Annotated in this window: 20 protein-coding genes and 1 pseudogene; all 21 read left to right on the forward strand. The window is 36.9% G+C overall.

The window, feature by feature from the left end; genetic code table 11:
• Positions 1-95: 95 nt before the first annotated feature.
• The 21 genes and pseudogenes from IPM14_16270 to coxB all read left to right on the forward strand — a co-directional run bounded on the left by IPM14_16270 (position 96) and on the right by coxB (position 20,979).
• Entirely contained in the window at positions 96-2,267 is a 2,172-nt protein-coding gene (locus IPM14_16270; protein ID MBK9099629.1) for a bifunctional (p)ppGpp synthetase/guanosine-3',5'-bis(diphosphate) 3'-pyrophosphohydrolase, read from the forward strand.
• A 4-nt stretch (positions 2,268-2,271) separates the two neighbouring features.
• A complete protein-coding gene (ruvX, locus tag IPM14_16275) occupies positions 2,272-2,703 on the forward strand; it encodes a Holliday junction resolvase RuvX (GenBank protein MBK9099630.1) in 432 nt (143 codons plus the stop codon).
• A gap of 146 nt (positions 2,704-2,849) precedes the next feature.
• Complete coding sequence (gene eutM, locus IPM14_16280) at positions 2,850-3,131, forward strand: ethanolamine utilization microcompartment protein EutM (protein ID MBK9099631.1); 282 nt, start codon at positions 2,850-2,852, stop codon at positions 3,129-3,131.
• A gap of 8 nt (positions 3,132-3,139) precedes the next feature.
• On the forward strand, positions 3,140-3,793 hold the full coding sequence (locus IPM14_16285; protein ID MBK9099632.1) for a BMC domain-containing protein: 654 nt from the start codon (positions 3,140-3,142) through the stop codon (positions 3,791-3,793).
• Between the two features lie 52 nt (positions 3,794-3,845).
• Complete coding sequence (locus IPM14_16290) at positions 3,846-4,757, forward strand: hypothetical protein (protein MBK9099633.1); 912 nt, start codon at positions 3,846-3,848, stop codon at positions 4,755-4,757.
• Positions 4,758-4,845: 88 nt separating this feature from the next.
• Positions 4,846-5,463 (forward strand): dTMP kinase, encoded by a 618-nt coding sequence (gene tmk / locus IPM14_16295; protein MBK9099634.1) that lies wholly within the window; start codon positions 4,846-4,848, stop codon positions 5,461-5,463.
• 8 nt (positions 5,464-5,471) lie between these two features.
• Positions 5,472-7,115, forward strand: coding sequence for a S41 family peptidase (locus tag IPM14_16300; GenBank protein MBK9099635.1), 1,644 nt, complete (start codon positions 5,472-5,474; stop codon positions 7,113-7,115).
• A complete protein-coding gene (locus tag IPM14_16305; protein MBK9099636.1) occupies positions 7,112-7,921 on the forward strand; it encodes a sulfite exporter TauE/SafE family protein in 810 nt (269 codons plus the stop codon). The genes IPM14_16300 and IPM14_16305 overlap by 4 nt, the downstream gene beginning before the upstream one ends.
• A 9-nt stretch (positions 7,922-7,930) precedes the next feature.
• Positions 7,931-8,194, forward strand: a complete 264-nt coding sequence (locus IPM14_16310; GenBank protein MBK9099637.1) for a hypothetical protein — start codon at positions 7,931-7,933, stop codon at positions 8,192-8,194.
• Positions 8,195-8,455: 261 nt separating this feature from the next.
• Entirely contained in the window at positions 8,456-9,025 is a 570-nt protein-coding gene (locus tag IPM14_16315) for a cytochrome c3 family protein (GenBank protein ID MBK9099638.1), read from the forward strand.
• A gap of 7 nt (positions 9,026-9,032) precedes the next feature.
• Positions 9,033-9,212 (forward strand): hypothetical protein, encoded by a 180-nt coding sequence (locus IPM14_16320; GenBank protein MBK9099639.1) that lies wholly within the window; start codon positions 9,033-9,035, stop codon positions 9,210-9,212.
• Positions 9,205-12,293 (forward strand): annotated as a pseudogene (locus IPM14_16325) (TAT-variant-translocated molybdopterin oxidoreductase). The gene IPM14_16320 and the pseudogene IPM14_16325 overlap by 8 nt, the downstream one beginning before the upstream one ends.
• Positions 12,294-12,376: 83 nt before the next feature.
• Positions 12,377-13,669, forward strand: coding sequence for a polysulfide reductase NrfD (gene nrfD, locus IPM14_16330; protein MBK9099640.1), 1,293 nt, complete (start codon positions 12,377-12,379; stop codon positions 13,667-13,669).
• Positions 13,662-14,804: a DUF3341 domain-containing protein gene (locus tag IPM14_16335; protein ID MBK9099641.1), complete on the forward strand. Its 1,143-nt coding sequence runs from the start codon at positions 13,662-13,664 to the stop codon at positions 14,802-14,804. The genes nrfD and IPM14_16335 overlap by 8 nt, the downstream gene beginning before the upstream one ends.
• 70 nt (positions 14,805-14,874) lie before the next feature.
• Entirely contained in the window at positions 14,875-16,002 is a 1,128-nt protein-coding gene (locus tag IPM14_16340) for a quinol:cytochrome C oxidoreductase (GenBank protein ID MBK9099642.1), read from the forward strand.
• 6 nt (positions 16,003-16,008) lie between these two features.
• Entirely contained in the window at positions 16,009-16,938 is a 930-nt protein-coding gene (locus tag IPM14_16345; protein ID MBK9099643.1) for a cytochrome c, read from the forward strand.
• A gap of 8 nt (positions 16,939-16,946) precedes the next feature.
• Positions 16,947-17,735, forward strand: a complete 789-nt coding sequence (locus IPM14_16350) for an SCO family protein (GenBank protein ID MBK9099644.1) — start codon at positions 16,947-16,949, stop codon at positions 17,733-17,735.
• Positions 17,736-17,741: 6 nt separating this feature from the next.
• Entirely contained in the window at positions 17,742-19,403 is a 1,662-nt protein-coding gene (gene ctaD, locus IPM14_16355; GenBank protein MBK9099645.1) for a cytochrome c oxidase subunit I, read from the forward strand.
• Positions 19,404-19,459: 56 nt separating this feature from the next.
• Complete coding sequence (locus tag IPM14_16360; GenBank protein ID MBK9099646.1) at positions 19,460-20,023, forward strand: cytochrome c oxidase subunit 3; 564 nt, start codon at positions 19,460-19,462, stop codon at positions 20,021-20,023.
• 9 nt (positions 20,024-20,032) lie between these two features.
• Complete coding sequence (locus tag IPM14_16365; protein ID MBK9099647.1) at positions 20,033-20,326, forward strand: cytochrome C oxidase subunit IV family protein; 294 nt, start codon at positions 20,033-20,035, stop codon at positions 20,324-20,326.
• A gap of 11 nt (positions 20,327-20,337) precedes the next feature.
• Complete coding sequence (coxB, locus tag IPM14_16370) at positions 20,338-20,979, forward strand: cytochrome c oxidase subunit II (GenBank protein MBK9099648.1); 642 nt, start codon at positions 20,338-20,340, stop codon at positions 20,977-20,979.
• Positions 20,980-20,994: the final 15 nt, after the last annotated feature.

A 20,994-nucleotide genomic window follows, 5' to 3' on the forward strand; every position in this document is an offset into this window, starting at 1 on the left:
GGGAATCCTTTTTACTTAATTGAGCCTGACTTTACCAAGTGAATAAAATAGAGTAAATTATTACCGAAAAGTTGTATGATTTATTTTAAGAGATAATGAGTAAAAATAGCCCAGACGATAAGAAATTGTTGGAGGATCTTCTTGATGTTTGCCATAAAAACCTCCCGAAGGTTGACGAAGGACTGATAACCAAGGCGTTCAAGTTTGCACTTGAGGCACACAAGCATGACCTGAGAGCTTCCGGCGAACCATACTTTTACCATCCCTATGAAGTTGCAAGAATTGTTGTTGAGGAATTTCCGCTCGATGATATCACTGTTGTTGCCACTCTCCTGCACGATGTAGTTGAAGATACTGATTTCGATCTCAACCTGATGACCAAAGAATTCGGCAAGGAAGTAACAGAAATTGTTGACGGTGTAACGAAGATAAGCGGAATTTTTAAAGGTCAGGATATTACCAAGGCAGAAAACTACCGTAAGATGCTTCTCTCCATGGTAAAGGATGTACGGGTTATTCTTGTAAAGTTTGCCGATCGACTGCATAACATGCGTACGCTTGAATTCGTTAGTCCTGATAAGCAAAAACGAATTGCACAGGAAACACTTGAGATTTACGCTCCATTTGCAAACAGGTTTGGTCTAGCAAGAGTAAAGTGGGAACTTGAGGATTTATCTTTCAAGTACCTGAATCGTGAGACTTATGAGGAACTGGTTGGGAAAGTAAAAAGTACACGCAAAGAAAGAGAAGCATATATAAAAAGATTTTCTGATCCAGTAAGGAAAAAACTCGATGAATATAAATTGAAATATGAGATGGGAGGGAGACCTAAGCACTTCTACAGCATTTATCGTAAAATGATGAAGCGTAATAAACCATTCGAAGAAATTTATGATTTATTTGCCCTAAGAATTATACTTGAGACTGAAAATACCAATGAATGTTACACTACACTCGGCATAGTTAATCAGATGTATCTACCTGTTCCTGACAGATTTAAAGATTATATATCTATTCCGAAGAATAACAACTATCAATCCATCCACACAACAGTAATTGGACCGGAAGGAAGATTGGTTGAAGTTCAGATCAGAACAAAAAAGATGCACGAAATTGCCGAGCGTGGTCTTGCAGCTCATTGGAAGTACAAAGAAGATAAAACTACATCGGATAAAGATCTTGAAAACTGGCTGAACTGGATAAGAGATATTTTTGAAGGAGCAGGAAAAGATGAAACACGTAGAGAAATTTTAGAAGACTTTAAACTGAATCTTTACCAGGATGAAATTTATGTCTTCACTCCGAAAGGAGAGTTGAGAAGACTCCCGATAGATTCAACGCCGGTTGACTTTGCATTTGAAATTCACAGCAACGTTGGTTATCAATGTATTGGCGCAAAAATAAATGGTAAAATAGTGCCGCTTGATACACCGCTTCACAGCGGTGACCAAATAGAAATTATAACTTCGAAGAATCAGCATCCAAATAAGAACTGGTTAAAGTTTGTAAAAACTCAGAAAGCAAAATCAGCTATCCGTAAATGGATGAACAAGGAAGAGGAAAAGATAGTTAAAGCCGGAAGAGAAATCTGGAATAAAAAGCTCAAGAAATTAAAATTATCATTTTCAACAAGCGAAGTTTCGAGGATTGCAAGAAAGTTTAAGTACGACAATAATTCGCAATTTTATCAAGCTATTGCGCAGGGCAATGTTAACCTGGACAAAATTCTAAGTACAAGCGAAGATAAAACCTCAGAAGAACAAGATAAAATTCTAGCTTTCGATCAGTTTGCAGACATTGCGCGAAAAGATGCTGGCGGAATCATCGTTGATGGTAAATCTTCAGGTATTATGTATTCATATGCTAAATGTTGTAATCCAATTCCAGGTGATCCGGTTATTGGATACATAACGGTTGGTGAAGGAGTAAAAATTCACAGGAAGACTTGCAATAATCTGATAAATCTTTCTAAAATTGATAGCGATAAATTGGTTTCTGTAGATTGGCCAGGTACGGATGGAACTATGTTCGTAGCGGGACTTGCATTGAAAGGTGAGGATAGTCCCGGAATTCTGAATGACATTGCACACACTATTGTTTCTTACAAAAACACAAATATTAAATCGATCAATATTAACACCAATGATTCAACTTTTGAGGGCTCGGTCATGGTTTATGTTAATAATCTGGAGCACCTGAACATTCTTATCGACAGGTTGAAAAAACTTCGTGGTCTTTATAAAGTAGAAAGATTTGAAGGAAGTTAATTATTTGGAGCAAGTAAATTCTGAATCAAGAATAATGGCAATTGATTATGGAGAAAAGCGAGTCGGAATTGCATTGAGTGATCCACTTTTTACATTTGCCTATCCTTTCAAAACTCTAATTAATGATCACAATTTAATCGAAAACCTTCTTCGTTTAGTAACTGAAAAAAATGTAATTAAAGTTATACTCGGACTTCCATCATCCAGGTTTAAATCGTCAAAGGACTTGGCGGATAAAATCCATATCTTTAAAAAAGATTTTGAAGAGAAAATTAAAATTGAAGTCATTTTTTGGGATGAAGAATTTTCTTCAGTGCTTGCACAGGAAAAAGTGAATGAATCGGTTGCGAAAAAATCAGCAAGACGAAAGAAGGATTTGTTGGATAGACACTCGGCTGCTATTATTCTACAGGAGTATCTTAACTCAACAAAATAGTGAGGCCTTTTAATAATTTTTATCAGGTCATCATACTAAGCTCTGATAAAATAAAAATTTATCTATAAATAAGTTTGACATTATCATTTGAAAAAACTATTTTTTCAGCCATAAATCAATTAATTCGGAGCATTTCTATGTCAGCATTGTCACTTGATGCACTCGGAATGGTGGAAACCAAAGGACTGGTAGGTTCCATCGAAGCTGCGGACGCAATGGTCAAAGCAGCAAAAGTTGAGTTAATCGGGAAAGAAACCATTGGCGGAGGTTATGTAACTGTAATGGTTAGAGGAGATGTGGGAGCAGTTAAAGCTGCAACAGATGCAGGAGCTGCCGCGGCACAAAGAGTTGGTGAATTAGTTTCAGTTCATGTAATTCCACGTCCTCATTCAGACGTTGAAATGATTCTCCCAAAAAGATCTAAGTAAAAAATATTATGGCTGATCAGGCACTGGGTATGGTTGAAACCCGTGGCTTGGTGGCTTCAATTGAAGCTGCCGATGCTATGGTTAAAGCAGCAAGAGTTACTCTCATCGGAAAAGAGAAAGTTCAGGGTGGTCTGGTTGCGATTCTTGTTGTTGGAGAAACTGCTGCAGTTAAATCAGCTGTAGATGCAGGTGCTGCAGCAGCACAGAGAGTAGGCGAATTAATTTCCACTCATATTATTCCCAGACCTGATGATCAGGTTCGTGGTATCATCAATGGGATATCGGCAACTGATGCAAGTTCTATTAAATCTCGCCCAATTGAAAAGGTTCCATCACCAGTTAAACCTAAACTGGAAAAAAAAATAAAAGTTAAAGAGAAAGAACTTTTTGAAGAGGTTGAACCTGTAACAAAATCAACAACTTTATCTACAATTGAAAAACTTAAAGAAGAAGCACTTGGTGAAACATACAAAGCTGAGAAAGTTAAAACACCGAAATCAAGGGGTGCACAAAAATTTACAATGTCTGAACTCGAAGTTATGAACGTACATCAGCTAAGAAGGTTCGCTAGAGACTTTGAGGATTTCCCGATTAAAGGCAGAGAAATTTCACGTGCAAATCGGGGTGAACTTCTGGATTTCTTTAAAGCTCTTCAAAAATAGTTTTGCTTCGTACTTCTTATTCCAAAAAGGTTCCAACTAACAGAATCGAACCGTGAGAAAAAAAATTAACATCTTTATTGCTTCCCTGGTTTTTGCTACCATTCTGTGGGGATCGATTTCACTTTCCGATGTCTATTACACTAATGTTGATGTTAAACTGGCATTACTTAATTTGCCTGAAGGTTACACGACAGGCACACAACTTCCTGAAAAAATAGTAATCAGAGTTCGGGGCCAGGGCTGGAAGCTTCTTTCAATTAATGTAGGACCCGAAACTGAATTCCGTGTAACACTTGATAAAGACAGCGGTAATTATCGTCTCAACCTTGAAAAATATCTTGAAACTAACCGGCTGCTTTTTTCTGATATAGACATCATTAAAATATATCCAGATACAATTAATTTTTTTGTAGAAAGGATCCTCACTAAAAAATTGCCAATCGTTTCCGGACTTGAATTAGATTTTAAACCCGGCTATGGATTAGCAATGGACGTTCTTTTAAAACCTGATTCTGTTTTAGTGAGCGGTCCGGTAAGTTATTTAAGAAAAATGGAAGCCATCAAAACAGAATCCAGAACTTTCACATCACTGGACAGCAAAACACAAACCGAAATAGGCTTCCCGAAAATGCAAGGTTTTAGCTTCAGCTCAAATTCAGTTGAAGCTACAATTGACGTCCAAAGGATAGTTGATAAGCAGTTCGAAGATATTCCTGTTGAAGTAATTGATCTGCCGGATGGGAAAGAGGTTGTTCTTCTTCCAAATAAAATAGGTATTCAGGTTAGAGGAGGAATTGAAATTCTCGGGAAGCTGAAACCCGGGCAATTCAATGCATATGTTAAATATCTGACGCTTGTGCGAGATACTACCGGAAGTGTTAAACCGGAAATCTCCTTACCAAAAAATGTTACTCTGCAATTTACCAAACCTGACAGGCTGCGATACGTAATAAGGTCATACTGAATCATTTCAATTGACATATATTTTAATACAGAACAAAGTTTATCTATATTAACACAAGAAAATTTTAATCAAAAAAAACGAAAACAATATGTTTATCTCATTTGAAGGAATAGATTTTTCCGGGAAATCAACTCAGATTGAACTTTTAAAGGACTACCTTGAAGAACACAATAAAAAAGTTGAAATTCTTAGAGAACCGGGTGGAACAGAAATATCGGAAAAAGTAAGAAAAATCCTTCTGGATAATAAAAACGAAAAAATGTTTGCTGAAGCAGAACTTCTGTTATTTTCTGCGAGCCGTGCGCAATTAGTACGGGAAAAAATTCGACCTTATTTGGAAAAAGGCATTTATGTAATTTCGGATAGGTTTCACGATAGTTCAACAGCATACCAGGGATATGGCAGAGGAATTGCAAAAGAAGTAGTAATGAAAGTTCATGAATTATCTATTGGCGATACAATCCCTGACCTGACTTTTTTCATTGATATCCCGGTTGGTATTGCAAACGAAAGAAAGAAAAAGAAAAGTAAAATCAAACTTGACAGGATCGAAGTTGCAGATATCGAATTTTATAACCGTGTTAGAAATGGATATCTTGAAATTGCCAGGAGCGAAGAGAGATTTAAAGTTATTGATGGAACTCAAACGATTGAAACCATACAAAATCAAATTATTTCTGAATTAGAATTAATCGACCGGAGGTGAATTCAGTCTTGAAGAAAAAATTTATTTTAATTCCAGGTTTGCTGCTGATATTTATTTTTGCTGTAGGTTTCTATCCAGGTAGAGGTGATATATACCTTGAAATTGCCAAAAATCTGGATTTACTAGGCAGAGTATATAAAGAAGTTGCTTTCAATTATGTAGATGAAGTTGATCCTGAAAAATTCCTGCGTGCCGGAATTCAGGGAATGCTTTCTTCACTTGATCCATATACTATCTTCATAGATGAAAAAAAGATTGAAGATATAGATCTCATTACTAATGGTAAATATGGCGGAGTTGGAATTTCAATCGGACTTCGTGGTGAAGAGGTAACTGTTGTAGAAGTGATGGATGGATATGCAGCACAACGCCAGGGAATACAAATTGGCGATGTAATTATTGAAGCAGCTGGAACAAGTATTACGCCAGACAACATTGATGATATTTCATCGCTTGTTAAAGGTGAGCCCGGAACTACAATTGAACTTAGAGTTGTGAGGAATGAATTAAGAGACACGTTGTCTTTCAATCTTGTTCGTGAAGAAGTGATTGTGAAGAACATTACTTATTCAGAATTTTATCCGGAAAATAGTAATAACGTTTATATTAAGCTCTCTAACTTCAGCAGAGCTGCAAGCGATGAAATAAAGAAGACAATAAAAGAACTTCAGGAAAAAAAGCCAATTAATTCGATTGTTCTGGACTTACGTGGAAACCCCGGAGGTTTACTCGATATTGCTGTTGATGTTTGCGATAAATTTCTTACTCGGGATTTGTTAGTGGTTTCAACCAGAGGCCGTGACCAGGGAACCGAGAAAAAGTATTATTCAGTTGAAGAACCTGTGGTTGCGAGTAATGTTAATATGGTAGTTCTTATTAATGGAGGAAGTGCTTCTGCTTCTGAAATTGTTGCGGGTGCGCTTCAGGATCATGATCGTGCTGTAATTCTTGGTACGCAATCATTTGGCAAAGGATTGGTGCAGACAATAACTCCGTTGAGTTATAATACTTCCCTGAAGATTACTACTGCAAAGTATTACACACCAAGCGGACGAAGTATTCAGCGGATTGATTATTCAGAGGGAAGCGAAGTGATTAAATCATTGCTTAAAGAATCTGAGAATAAATTTTTTACGGATAATAATAGGCCGGTTTATTCGAAAGGTGGAATAACTCCGGATACAACTGTTGAATTTACCATCAAAGGCGAACTAACAAAGAGTCTCCTCGCACAAGGATTATTTTTCAAATATGCAAATAATTTTTATTTCAATAATCCTGATAGCAAATATTCTGAATTGAATGATCAAAAATTATTTAGTGAATTCAGAGAATATCTAAATATGGAAGACTTTAAATACACATCTCAAACTGAAATTGAAATCGATAACCTTATTAAAAATGCTGATGATAAATCAGAAATAAAATCTGAATTACTCAACATTAAAAAAGAGCTAGCAGATTTGTGTGAAAAAGAAATGCAGATCTATAAGGATGAAATTCTCCGTGAGATAAAATCTGAAATTGCGGCTCGTTATCTTGGAATGGAAGGTCGTATACGGGAGCAATTGAAATCAGATTTGCAACTGCAGACCGCAGTGGAAGTACTTTCAAATAACCAGGTTTATAATAAATTGTTAAACGTTCGTTGAATGAATTAGTTGGCTCGATACTATTTTTAATATCCGGTTTCTTCTCGGGGATTTTAATTGGAATGCTGGGTATTGGTGGTGGATTGGTTTTTGTTCCGTTACTTTATTTCAGTTTGCCGCTGCTTGGAATAGAATCAAGCTCACTCGCTTACTTTACAATCGGTACATCTCTATTTACAGGGGCAATAGCTGTTTCCAATTCTGCTATACTTCACATAAGAGCAAATAATTATTTAAAGAGACCATCAGTACTAATTTCAATCGGTGCGTTGGTAACCGCATCGATTGCACCTTTTTTTGTTGTAAAAGTTGAATCCAAAACCCTTGAGATAATTTTCGCTTCTGTACTCTTCATAGTTTTAATAAGTATACTTTTAGAATCAAAGGATCGCAAATGGCTAGTTCTTTCCAATCCATTAAGTGAAAAATATTACATCCCTCTTGGATTGTTTGTCGGAGTTTTTTCGGCGTTTATTGGTCTTGGCGGAGGAGTTATTTATCTCCCTGCTCTGATGAATTTATTTTTGGTTGAACCAAGAAAAGCAGTCGGAACTTCGTCCGTTATTGCAGCAGTTACAATGCTCACTTCAACGATTTCTTATTTATTTCAGAGTGCAGATTCAGTTACTCCAGCCGGGACACTCGGTTTTATCGTCCTTGCTGCTGCCATTCCTTTGGGAATTGGAGCAATAATAGGCTCATTTTTTGGTGTACGTCTTGCTCTTGTTTCTTCAAATTTCTTAATAAAAAAATTATTTGCCGGGATTATATTGCTAGCAATAATTCGGATACTTTTTAATTTCTGACGAGTTTTTATGGGAACTAAGAAACATTATTCCAAATGTCCGGTTTGCGGTAATGAAGGTGAGCTGCGAAATTCAAGAGCCCGGAATACAAAAGAGAGGATAATAAAATATCTCACATGGTATGAACTATACAGATGTAAGAAATGCGGCTGGCGTGGATGGAAAGCTAATTTCACCTTCAATAAATCATTGATTAAAACTATTGTTTTGTACTTAGTCCTGATGGTTATAGCTGCAATTATTGTTTACAACATATTGAAGCTTGTTGTTTAATATTTGTTGTAATCTATATTAAACAATGTCAAACAAAAAGACTGATAAAAAATTTGCTTTAATTAAATAAAATTAAGATTTTTACAGACCAAAAATTGAAGTATTGTTCAACCATATACGGTTGATAATTTAAGCCTCCGCGCTTCTATTTTTCAAAACTAATTACGGAATAATTTATTAATCTTGTTTTCAGGATTTTATTCAAAAGTGATAGTTCATCATCCCGAAACTTGTTTCCACGGGAATGTTAAAGGGTAGGCTATGAAGAAATCTTACCTCGATTATATTCTCCGAAACCGATTGCCAGTTACTATTTTCGTGGTATTAGCAGCGTTTGCGCTTACCTATTTTGCCTCAAGAGCCGAAAGAGATGGAGTTGGTTACACCCCGGATCAACCGATTAATTATTCTCATAAACTTCATGCTGGTACAATGCAGATTGACTGCCAGTATTGTCATGTGGCAGTTGAAAAATCACGACATGCGATGGTTCCACCAACTGCAACTTGTATGAATTGCCATACTGTTGCAAGGAAAGATAGACCAGAAATCATCAAATTGACAGAATATTACAATGAAGGTAAACCGCTTGAGTGGAAGCGAATTCATAAAGTACCTGACTATGCTTATTTCAATCACAGTGTTCATGTGAATAAAGGAATTGATTGCGTTGCTTGTCATGGCGAGATCACTCAGGCAGAAAAAGTTGGTCAGGTGCAGTCATTTACAATGAACAGTTGTTTAAACTGTCATCGAAATGCACACGATAGGTTGCCTGATCTTAAAAATATTAACCTGGGTCCGGATTACTGCTGGGCTTGTCATAGATAAAAAGAATATGAACAGAAAAAAATTTGTTGCACTCTTTTCAACTAGTCTTATTGGTGCAGCTTTTATTAAAGCAAATCCATTGAATCTTTTTACATCAAAAAAAAATTCATCTAATGAAAATTCTTTAATGGTGAAACTAAACCCAAACGCTGTTAAAAGAGAAAAATCAGGAAAGAAGAATGGCTGAAGAATTAGACGGAATAAAAAACACTAATCCAAACCTGTCTGCCGAACAGGCAGGTTACTGGCAGTCATTCGAAGAGCTTTACAACGTTCCTGAATTCCTAAAAGTTCATCAGGATGAGTTTCAGCAAGGTGTATCTGAAGGAATTGATACTAACGGAATGTCATCAATTTCAAGAAGAAAATTTCTTGCGCTCCTCGGTGCATCTGCCGCTCTTGCAGGTACAGCTTGTTCCGATTACCGAGATAAAGCTGCAATAATTCCGTATAATAAAAAACCTGAGGAGATTACTCTAGGCAAAGCAAATTATTATGCATCAACTTGCATGGCTTGTGCAAATGCCTGCGGAACATTAATAAAAACACGCGAAGGAAGACCAATTAAGATTGACGGTAATCCTGATCATCCGGTTTCAAAAGGAAAGATATGTGCACAGGGTCAGGCAAGCATAATGAATCTTTACGATCCTGATAGGTTAAAGAACCCGAAGAAAAAAAATGACAGAATTTTTGTTGATTATAATTGGAAGGATGCAACCGATGAGATAATATTTGATTTGATGAATACCGGCAGCAGAGAAATTGCTATCATTACGCACAAAATGATTTCTCCAACAGCAAAAAAAGTGTTTGATGAATTTGCTGCCAAATATCCTTCGACAAAGATCTATTCATATGAGCAGTTTGATAATTCAGTACGCAATTCGGCGTGGAAAAAAAGTTATGGTTCCGGTGAGTTCCCATCGATTAAATGGAACAAAGCTGAAATAATACTTTCACTCGATGGTGATTTTCTTGGTGAATCGTATAATAGAATTCAAAATGCACGGCTGTTCTCGGAAAAAAGAGATGTTGTAAACAAGAAATTCAATCGTCTTTATGTTGTTGAAGGTAATCTTACTATAACAGGAATGACTGCAGATTACAGATTAAGACTACGTCCTGATTTTCAGCAAAATTTTATTTTGAGTCTCATTGCTGCATTGAATAAAAAGGTGCTGGTATTCCATTGAATGTTAATGGAATCAGTTTAGAAAATTTTGCTGAAGAAAATGGATTCAATCTTGAAACTTTAAACAATCTCGTTTCTGATTTAATAAAGAACAAAGGCAAATCAATTATTTACGCTGGTGATCATCTTTCTGAAGATGTTCACATAGCTGTTAATTTATTAAACAGTGTCCTTGGTAATGAAGCACTCTACGACTTTGAATCGGCAACTCTTTCAATTAATCCCCTTTCTTCACTGCAAGAACTGAAAAGTTTAACTGCGAAAATGAAATCCGGGGAAGTAGCAGTTGCAATAAATATTAATTCAAATCCCGTTTATCATTTTCCTACTGATCTGGAATTTGCAGAAGCACTATCCAAAGTAGATACTGTAGTAAGCCTTGTTGAACTTGAGAACGAAACTTCCGAACTTTCAAATTTTGTTCTTCCGATTAATAATCAGCTCGAAAGCTGGGGCGATGCAAAAACCAGAACTGGATTTTATTCTCTTCAGCAGCCGGTAATCGCACCGCTTTATGATACAAGACAGACCGAAGCAATATTACTGAATTTAATTTCCGGAGATTCTTCAGTATATGATGAATCAATTTATCATCAGTACTTAATGAGCAATTGGGAGAATAATATATTTCCTCAGTCTGGAAGTAATTTAGAGTTTGAACGATTTTGGTATAATTCACTTCACGATGGTATAGTTTATTCAAAAGATAAACCTAATTTTAGTCCTAAATTTAATTCAGCAGCCTCTGGGGAGATTAAACCATTCAAAACTTCAACAAATTTTTCTTTACTTGTTAAAGAAAGTTATGCTGTCCGGGATGGCAGATTTGCCAACAATGGCTGGCTTCAGGAATTACCGCATCCAGTTTCAAAAATTGTCTGGGATAATTATGCGGCTGTATCACCTAAAACTGCAAATGATCTGGGACTCAAAAGCAACGATTTTTTGAAAGTTTCTATCGAAAATAATTTTCTTACCATTCCTGTTTTTATTCAGCCAGGTGCTTCAGACAATTCAATTACAATTGAAGCAGGTTATGGTAGAAAAAATGGTGGTACTGTTGGAACCGGTGTTGGATTTAATGCGAACGCTATTCTTGCTTCTTCCGGTGGTTTGTCTCCATGGCTATTTTCAGGTGTGAAGGTAGAAAAAGTATCTGGCAGTTATAAACTTGTTACCTCGCAGACAGTTTATGCATTTAACGAGGGACTTACAAAAGATCTTCCAGCAAAGAGAGGAATAATTAAGGAAGCAACCGTTCAGGAATATCTCAATGATCCGCACATTTTTCATAAAGAAGAAAAACATGAGCTTACAAGTGTAAATCCTTTTTATGATTACAAAGGCGTTAAATGGGGAATGTCGGTCGATATGAACAGATGCCTCGGATGTGGTGATTGTGTTGTAGCTTGTAATGTTGAAAACAATATCCCGGTTGTTGGAAAAGATCAGGTAGATAATGGAAGAGAGATGCACTGGATTAGAATTGATAGATATTATTCAGGAACTCCTGAGGATCCGAATGTGAACAACCAGGTAATGGTTTGTCAGCATTGCGATCATGCACCATGTGAAAATGTCTGTCCTGTTGTTGCAACCACACACAGCCCCGATGGTTTGAATCAGATGGTTTACAACCGTTGTGTTGGTACAAGATACTGTTCAAACAATTGTCCTTATAAAGTTAGAAGATTTAACTATTTCAATTTCCGCGATCACTTTAAAGATGGATTTCAGGAATCACCGGTTTTTGCATTGTTAATGAATCCTGAAGTAACAGTACGTTCACGCGGGGTCATGGAAAAATGTACATTCTGTATTCAAAGAATAAGTGATGCCAGAGCAGAAGCAACCAGAGAAGGCAGGGAACTGAAAGGTTCAGATGTAAAAACAGCTTGTCAGGATGCTTGTAATACAAATGCCATACATTTTGGTGATATTAATAATAATGAAGAAGAATTTGGCAAATACAGAAACCATGAACTTGGTTATTATCTTCTTGAAGAACTAAATATCCGACCGAATGTTACTTACATTGCGAAACTTAAAAACAAAAATCCGGAGAATGCATAGTGAGCACAGATTATTCAGTTGAAGCTCCGGTAGTTGCAGGACGGTTGACATTAGCTCAGATAGAAGAGCTTGTGGCCAAACCGATGGATACTAAGCCGGATAAAAAATTCTTCATTGCACTTACTATTTCAGGCAGTGCATTGCTTATCGGTGCAATTTGTCTTGCTTATACATTCTACTATGGTGTTGGGATGTGGGGTAACAATCAACCGGTTGGATGGGGTTTTGGAATTGTTAATTTCGTTTTTTGGGTAGGTATCGGTCATGCAGGTACACTTATCTCTGCAATTCTTTTCTTGTTGAGACAAAAATGGAGAACTGGCATCGCTCGCTTCGCTGAAGCGATGACAATTTTTGCCGTTATGTGCGCAGGAATTTTTCCGATTATTCATACAGGACGACCATGGCTTGCTGGATATCTAACTCCATATCCGAATCAACATGGCTTATGGGTTAATTTTACTTCACCTTTGGTTTGGGACGTTTTTGCAGTTTCTGTGTACTTCACAGTTTCACTTGTGTTTTGGTATACAGGCTTGATTCCTGACTTCGCAACTTTGCGCGACAGAACAACTTCAAAAATAAAAAAGACAATCTACTCGATTTTCAGTTTGGGATGGAGACATTCATCACGTCACTGGCTGCACTATGAAAAAGCTTACGTGATTCTTGCTGGATTTGCAACACCTCTTGTTCTTTCAGTTCATACAATTGTTAGCTTTGACTTTGCTGTCTCGATAATGCCCGGCTGGCATACAACAATCTTTCCGCCATACTTTGTTGCAGGTGCGATCTTTTCTGGTTTTGCAATGGTTGTGACTGTATTAGTTTTTGTGAGAAAGATATTCGATCTGCAGAACATCATCACCATAGATCATCTTGAAAAGATGAACAAAGTTATTCTTGCGACCGGAATGATGGTAGGTTATGCTTACAGTATGGAATTCTTTATTGCCTGGTACAGCGGCGTTCAATTTGAACAATTTGTTTTCATTAATAGAATGTTTGGACCTTATGCCTGGGCGTACTGGACAATGGTAAGCTGTAATGTTTTCTTCCCTCAATTCTTCTGGTTTAAGAAAATCAGAAGATCAATTCCGGCAATGATGGTAATTGTATTACTTGTAAATGTGGGGATGTGGTTCGAAAGATTTGTGATTGTAGTTACCTCGTTGCATCGTGATTTTCTTCCTTCTAGTTGGGGAATGTTCACACCAACTTTATATGATGCAGGAATTTTACTCGGAAGCTTTGGACTCTTCTTCACATTGGTAATTTTATTTACCAAGGCATTACCCGTTGTCTCCATTGCTGAAGTTAAAGCTGTCGCTGATGGTGCTCAGCCAACTCATCACAAAGGAGAGAATCATGGCTGATAAAAAGATTTTTGGTACAACAGCTCTCTTCAACGATCCGAATGCAATAACTGCAGCAGCAAAAAAAGTTGCAGATGCAGGGTTCACCAGATGGGATGTTAACTCACCATATCCAATCCACGGTATTGATAAAGCTATGAAGATGAAGCCATCAAAGCTTGGTATCGTTACTTTGATTTTTGGTCTTACTGGTGCTGTTCTTGCATTGATACTTATGTATTGGACAATGTCAATTGATTACCCGATGGTCATCGGCGGTAAACCGTACTTCTCGCTTCCAGCTTTTATTCCTGTGACTTTTGAAGTTACGGTAATTATGGCAACAGTTTCCACAGTTGTTGCGATGTTCGCATTCTTCTTTGGACTTCCGAGAAATTCGCATGCGCTTCACGATACAGAATACATGAAGAAAGTTTCCCGTGACCATTATGGAATAGTAATCGAGGCAATTGATCCGAAGTTTGATGAAAAGAACACGCTTGAATTTTTAAAAAATCTGAAACCTCTTTCAACCGAAATTATATATCATCCTGAAAAAGAGGGGTATCTGATTTTTGAACCAAGATTTATTGTGTTCTTATTTAGTGTTGCAGTTGTTGTTTCTATCGGAACATATTTAATGTTGAATAAGCTAATGTATATTCAACCATTTAACTGGATGGAAAATCAGGCCAAAATAATTCCTCAATCCGGAAGTGATTTTTTTGCAGATGGAAGAGGAATGAGACTTCCAGTTCAAGGAACTGTTGCTAAAGGATTTATCCCATATCCATTCGAAGGTGAAACAAATCCTAAAGAAGTTTTATCAAATCCATACTTTCCAACAGAAGCAAACTTACAACTTGGTCAGAGGAAGTTTTTAACTTACTGCAGTCCTTGTCACGGAAATTTTGGAGATGGTGATAGCAGACTGGCAGGACAATTTCCAAATCCACCAACACTTCATTCAGACCGAGCAAGAAATTTTTCTGATGGAATGATTTATCATATCATCACCGTTGGTCAGAATGTTATGCCTTCTTATGCTTCTCAGGTGACGAGAGAAGAAAGATGGGCAATCGTAAATTATATTCGTGCTTTACAGAGAGCAAAGAATGCAACTGACGCAGATCTTAAAATGGTTAAAGCGGAGTAAATCTTAGATGCATACAAATCAAATTACATATCAGAAAAAAGATTTACCTGCCAGCTTATCAAAATTGGGTATGGCTTTGCTTGCATTGGGAATAATCCTTGGTGTAGTAGCATTTTTTGTCGATCACTCAAGAGCTGTATTCAATTATCTAATAGCGTTTACTTTTATGATAAGTATTGGTGTTGGTGCTCTATTCCTTGTTTCGCTGGAGTATATTGTCGGAGCTGACTGGAGCGTACCAATAAGAAGAGTTGTAGAATTTTTTGCTGCTGTTATTCCATTATTGGCATTGCTAGTTATTCCATTGTTGTTCAACATTGGTGAGCTATTCCACTGGTCGCATCCTGAAGCAGTTGCAGAAGATAAAATCTTACAAGGCAAAGCGCCGTATTTAGATGTGACGTTTTTTATAATAAGAGTTTTTGTAATCATCGGACTTTGGTCACTCTTCTATTTCTTCTTCATAAGGAATTCGAAAAAGCAGGACACAACAAAAGATCAGAAGCTGACAACAATAAATATCAGGTTATCTGCAATCTTCATTCCGGTTTTTGCAATTACTGTAACAGTTGCTGCAATGGATTGGCTGATGAGTGTTGAACCCCATTGGTTCTCTACAATTTTTGGAGTTTACTTTTTTGCAGGTACTGTTATAGCAGCATTAGCAGCAGTTACACTGGCAACTGTTTTATTAAAAGAGCATGGTTATCTTCATCCGGCAATGACGAATGATCATTTGTACAGCCTTGGTGCTTTACTTTTTGCATTCGTGAACTTCTGGGGATACATTGCTTTCTCACAATATATGTTAATCTGGTATGCTGATTTGCCGGAAGAAACTTTCTGGTTTCTGCAGAAGTGGGAAGGAAGCTGGGCAATATTCTCAATTGGTTTGATAGTAATTCATTTTCTCGTTCCTTATATCACATTAGTTTCGCAGCCATCAAAAATGGATCCGAAGAAACTGAAATTCATCTCAGTCTGGCTGCTGTTTGCTCATTTCTATGATCTTTTCTGGCTTGTTATGCCTGAAATGGAACAGCTTTCCGGTGGATATTCATTCAGTTGGATTGATTTTGTGTTTCCAATAGCCGTTGTCGGAATTTTAATTTTAGTCTTCAATATGAAAGCAAAAAAAGATAACCTGATTCCGGTCGGTGATCCAAAATTACAACGAGGTTTAGATTTCCATCTTTAAAAATTTATGGATGAAATAAAACAAATAATATCTGATTTTATAAAAAGCATAAAAGAAAATCCCGGAACGATATTCGGATTTTTATATCCATATATTCTAATAATCATTGTAATTATTGGATTATATTATGTCGCTAACATTGGTAATGTTGCTATCAATAAAACTTCAGCTTTTATCCCTGATTCAACAGTTGTAGCTGATCTGCCGGTTATGCAAGCCAGAACAGTTCCTCCGGTAGATATATTCAAAATGAAAGAACCAACAGAGGAACTAATTCAAACCGGTAAAGAACTTTATACTAAAAACTGTGCATCCTGTCATAATGAAACTGGTGCAGGTGGCGGGCCGGCTGCAGTAGGAATGAATCCTGCTCCAAGAAATTTTACAAGTCCTGATGGCTGGAAAAACGGCAGAACACTGAGCGGAATCTATACAACTTTAGAAGAAGGATTTGAAGGAAGTGCAATGATATCATATAATTTTCTTACACCGCAGGAAAGGATTTCGATAATTCATTACATCAGGCAGGAATTTATAACTAATCCACCTGTCGATACAGATGATGATCTATCTGCATTGAACTCGTTATATAATTTGGCTTCAGGAATGGAAATACCTGCTCAGATCCCGGTAAGTACTGCAATCAATATTCTGACTTCTGAAAATTCTGGCAAAGCTGATAAACTTAATCAGGCAATTAATACTTTAAATACTGATGTAGCCGATTATCCAGCTCGATTATTCCATAGTGTTGTAAGCAACGAAAAGCTTGCTTTATCATCTTTAATTAATTCTGAAAATTGGAAAGACGGTGATGCAGCATTTGTTAATTATGTAAGTATAAATGTTAATCAGAACGGATTTAATTCAAAAGTGCTTGAACTTTCTGTTGATGAAAGAAATACATTGATTAATTACTTAAGAAAGATTTTATAAGACTTGTCATGAAGTTACTTAAAGGATTAATTCTAATTGTTTTACTGACATCGGTTGCCAATTCAACTAATCAAATTGAAATAGGAGTTGATGAACAGCTTGGTAAGAATCTTCCACTTGATGTGACTTTCTATGATGAGAATGGAAATCCGGTGTCTTTGAGGGAATTAATAAATGGCCCAACTGTCTTAGCACTTGTTTATTATAGCTGTCCGGGAATTTGCAATCCGCTTATGTTTGAATTGGCAAATGTGATGAACAAATCTGATCTTGAACCCGGATATGATTACAATGTTGTTTCGATCAGCATCGATGAATTAGAAAATCCTGAAAAAGCTAACAGTAAAAAGAAAGAGATGCTTTCGGGTTTCGACAGTGATATAAATCCGGATAGCTGGAGATTTTTGACCGGCTCAATTGAAAATATTAAAACTGTTACTAATGCAGCCGGGTTTTATTTCAAACGCGAAGGTGAAGAACTTCGACATGCCGGAACATTGATATTTATTGATAAAGATGGAAAAATTTGCCGCTACCTTTTCCCAAGCTATACTGAAAATCATGGTTATGGTATTTTACCATTCGATTTTAAAATGGCAGTTATCGAAACGGGTGAGAGCAGAGTTTCACCAACAGTTGCTAGGTTTCTAAGGTTTTGCTTCAGCTACGATACTGAAGGACAGAAATATGCTTTGAATATTACCAGGATTTTTGGTGCGGCAATTTTATTGTTTGCGGGAATATTTTTCATGATTATTAAACTGAAACCGAAGAAAGAAATTATTAAATCAAGGTGATGAACTATGGCAGTTGATGCTGCAGCTATAAAGACAAACGGACACGAACCAAGTTACCTCGAATTTAAAGGTAAACACTCTGGTATATTAGGCTGGATACTTTCCACCGATCATAAGCGAATCGGTATTCTTTATTTGATTTCTCTTGCAATTTTCTTCTTAGTCGGAGTTACGTTCGGATTTTTGATGCGTCTTGAACTTATCTCTCCCGGAAGAACGATAATGGATCCGCAGACTTATAACTCTATTTTTACTTTACATGGAGTTATAATGATTTTCCTTTTTGTTGTTCCGGGTATTCCTGCAGTTTTTGGAAATTTTGTTCTTCCGATTTTGATCGGGGCAAAAGATGTTGCGTTTCCGAGAATCAACCTGATGTCCTGGTATATGTATGTAATTGGTGGATTGCTTGCTATTATAGCCATCCTATTACCCGGCGGACCTGCAGATACTGGTTGGACGTTTTATGTGCCATATTCTGTAAGAACAAATACTAATGTAATAGTTGCTTTAATTGCAGCATTCGTTCTTGGATTTTCTTCCATCTTAACGGGATTGAATTTTGTTACAACTGTGCATCGATTAAGAGCCCCGGGAATGACCTGGTTTAAAATGCCGCTCTCTGTTTGGTCACTTTATTCAACCGCGTGGGTTCAGGTTTTAGCTACACCTATAATCGGAATTACTTTATTACTTGTTGCAGTTGAAAGATGGTTCGGAGTAGGTATTTTTGATCCAGCTCTTGGTGGTGATCCCGTTCTTTACCAGCATTTGTTCTGGATTTATTCTCATCCGGCAGTATATATAATGATACTTCCGGCAATGGGTGTTGTTTCGGAAATAATTCCCGTCTTTGCAAGAAGAACAATCTTTGGATATAAATTCATTGCTTTTTCAAGTATTGCAATTGCATTGTTTGGATCGCTTGTTTGGGCGCATCATATGTTCACAGTCGGAATGAGCGATACCGGACAGTTTATATTTTCACTTCTGACAATGCTTGTTGCAATTCCGAGTGCGATAAAAGTATTCAACTGGGTTGCTACTTTATACAAAGGGTCGATTGATCTTGCAACTCCGCTATTGTTTGTGCTTGCTTTTATTTTTCTCTTTACGATTGGCGGATTAACCGGTGTTATGCAGGGAATTCTATCGATTGATATGCAGGTGCATGACACATCTTTCATTGTTGCACACTTCCATTATGTAATGTTTGGTGGAACAGGTTTTGGATTTTTTGCAGCGATGCACTACTGGTTCCCCAAAATGTTTGGAAGAATGTATAACAGGAAGCTTGCTAAAACTTATTTCTGGTTTTTATTTATCGGGTTTAACGTTCTCTACTTCCCGATGTTTATTATGGGCTGGTTAGGTATGCCGAGAAGATATTACGATTATCTTCCGGAATTTCATTCATACCATTTTATATCAACCATCGGTTCGTGGATTCTAGTTGCAGGTATGCTGATGATGGTTTACAATATTGTTCACTCTATATGGAAAGGTAAAGTTGTAACAGAGAAAAATGTTTGGGGTGGAGAAACTCTTGAATGGCAAATTGATACACCGCCTATCCACGAAAATTTTGTTAATATACCTGAAATAGAGGCTGATCCCTATCAATACAAAATGAATGAAGAAGAATTAGAAAAACAGGAGGTTCGTTGAGTTCCACAACACACACATCTGCTGCTCACGTTCACAGGGATGATGTCGGTTCCCGTATGGGAATGTGGCTCTTTCTGTTTACAGAGTTGCTTCTGTTTGGAGGAATGTTCCTTCTTTACTCTGTTTACAGATTTCAGTATGCTGATGAATTTCATCTTGCTGCTAAAGAATTAAACACAATAATGGGTGCATTCAACACCGCAGTACTTCTTACCAGCAGCTTGACGATGGTGCTTGCAATTATTGCACTTCAGAGAGATCAGAAAACATTATCAATTCTGATGCAGCTGATCACCATTTTCCTCGCACTCTTCTTTTTAGTGAATAAATATTTTGAATGGACAGCAAAGTTTCACCACGGAATTTATCCGGGAAGTGAGCAATTATTATCGAAAAGCTCTGGTGAGATTTTATTTTTTGGTTTGTACTATGTAATGACAGGGCTTCATGGTGTTCACGTTATAGTCGGTATGTTTTTAATTGCTGTGATGACAAGAATGACCAGAAAAGATATCATTACTAAAGACAGCTATGTAAGGCTTGAAAATGCCGGCTTATACTGGCACCTTGTTGATATTATCTGGATTTTCCTTTTCCCACTTTTCTATCTTATTACATAAGGAAGCAAAATGCAAATACATGATAAACAACATCAACATTCTCACAGCTATGGCGCATATATTTTGGTATGGCTGGCGTTGATGGCGCTTACTGCAATTACAGTCGCAGTAGCAGGAATGGATATCGGAAGATTTACAGTGGCAACTGCTTTAATCATTGCATCATTCAAGGCTTATCTTGTATTAACGGTGTTTATGCATCTGAGGAGTGAAACCAAAACGTTTGTAGTCTTTGTGTTCGTTGCACTGTTGTTTCTGGGTATTTCGTTTGTATTATTATTCTCTGATTACTCTTTCCACTAAGGATATTAAGAATGTTTGATGGTGTATCAAATTTTGTAAGCTCTGTTGACGGAACATTTCTATTTACATTAATAGTTTCTGTGTTTTTTCTTGTACTGATTACAGTGCTGATGATATTTTTTGTCATTAAATACAGCAGAAAAAGAAATCCAAAAGCAAAAAACATTCACGGCAATATGGGGCTTGAAATTGCGTGGACTGCAATTCCAACTATTCTTGTACTGATAATGTTCTGGTACGGATGGCAGGGTTATAAAGAGATGGTAAATGTGCCTGAAGATGCTATGCCGGTAAATGTAACAGCGCAAATGTGGAAATGGAGTTTTGAATATGAAGGAGGCAAAAAGTCTGATTCACTCTTTGTCCCTGTTAATACTCCAATCAAGTTAATTCTTCATTCAAATGATGTTAACCATTCTTTCTTCATTCCAGCTTTCAGGCTGAAGAAAGATGTCTTCCCGAACAGGGAAAGAATTGCCTGGTTTATTGCTGAAAGAACCGGTGAATATGATATCGCTTGCACTGAATACTGCGGATTAAATCACTCATACATGTATTCAAAAATAATTGTAATGGAAAACCAGGAATTTAAAGACTGGATGTACGGAATGAGCGAAGAAGATTTGAAATTATTAGAACAAATGACTCAATAATTTTCTATAGTAAAG

The organism is bacterium, from assembly GCA_016716565.1.
In the GTDB taxonomy this organism is placed as follows: Bacteria; Bacteroidota; Ignavibacteria; order Ignavibacteriales; family Ignavibacteriaceae; genus IGN2.

What these genes read in the sequence shown, in the direction of transcription:
- IPM14_16335 (MBK9099641.1), top strand. Translation starts at nt 13,662, where the DNA reads ATGGCTGATAAAAAGATTTTTGGTACAACAGCTCTCTTCAACGATCCG.
- IPM14_16345 (MBK9099643.1), top strand. Translation starts at nt 16,009, where the DNA reads ATGGATGAAATAAAACAAATAATATCTGATTTTATAAAAAGCATAAAA.
- coxB (MBK9099648.1), top strand. Translation starts at nt 20,338, where the DNA reads ATGTTTGATGGTGTATCAAATTTTGTAAGCTCTGTTGACGGAACATTT.
- tmk (MBK9099634.1), top strand. Translation starts at nt 4,846, where the DNA reads ATGTTTATCTCATTTGAAGGAATAGATTTTTCCGGGAAATCAACTCAG.
- IPM14_16310 (MBK9099637.1), top strand. Translation starts at nt 7,931, where the DNA reads ATGGGAACTAAGAAACATTATTCCAAATGTCCGGTTTGCGGTAATGAA.
- ctaD (MBK9099645.1), top strand. Translation starts at nt 17,742, where the DNA reads ATGGCAGTTGATGCTGCAGCTATAAAGACAAACGGACACGAACCAAGT.
- IPM14_16285 (MBK9099632.1), top strand. Translation starts at nt 3,140, where the DNA reads ATGGCTGATCAGGCACTGGGTATGGTTGAAACCCGTGGCTTGGTGGCT.
- IPM14_16270 (MBK9099629.1), top strand. Translation starts at nt 96, where the DNA reads ATGAGTAAAAATAGCCCAGACGATAAGAAATTGTTGGAGGATCTTCTT.
- IPM14_16365 (MBK9099647.1), top strand. Translation starts at nt 20,033, where the DNA reads ATGCAAATACATGATAAACAACATCAACATTCTCACAGCTATGGCGCA.
- IPM14_16315 (MBK9099638.1), top strand. Translation starts at nt 8,456, where the DNA reads ATGAAGAAATCTTACCTCGATTATATTCTCCGAAACCGATTGCCAGTT.
- IPM14_16360 (MBK9099646.1), top strand. Translation starts at nt 19,460, where the DNA reads ATGGGAATGTGGCTCTTTCTGTTTACAGAGTTGCTTCTGTTTGGAGGA.
- nrfD (MBK9099640.1), top strand. Translation starts at nt 12,377, where the DNA reads ATGGATACTAAGCCGGATAAAAAATTCTTCATTGCACTTACTATTTCA.
- IPM14_16340 (MBK9099642.1), top strand. Translation starts at nt 14,875, where the DNA reads ATGGCTTTGCTTGCATTGGGAATAATCCTTGGTGTAGTAGCATTTTTT.
- IPM14_16320 (MBK9099639.1), top strand. Translation starts at nt 9,033, where the DNA reads ATGAACAGAAAAAAATTTGTTGCACTCTTTTCAACTAGTCTTATTGGT.
- IPM14_16350 (MBK9099644.1), top strand. Translation starts at nt 16,947, where the DNA reads ATGAAGTTACTTAAAGGATTAATTCTAATTGTTTTACTGACATCGGTT.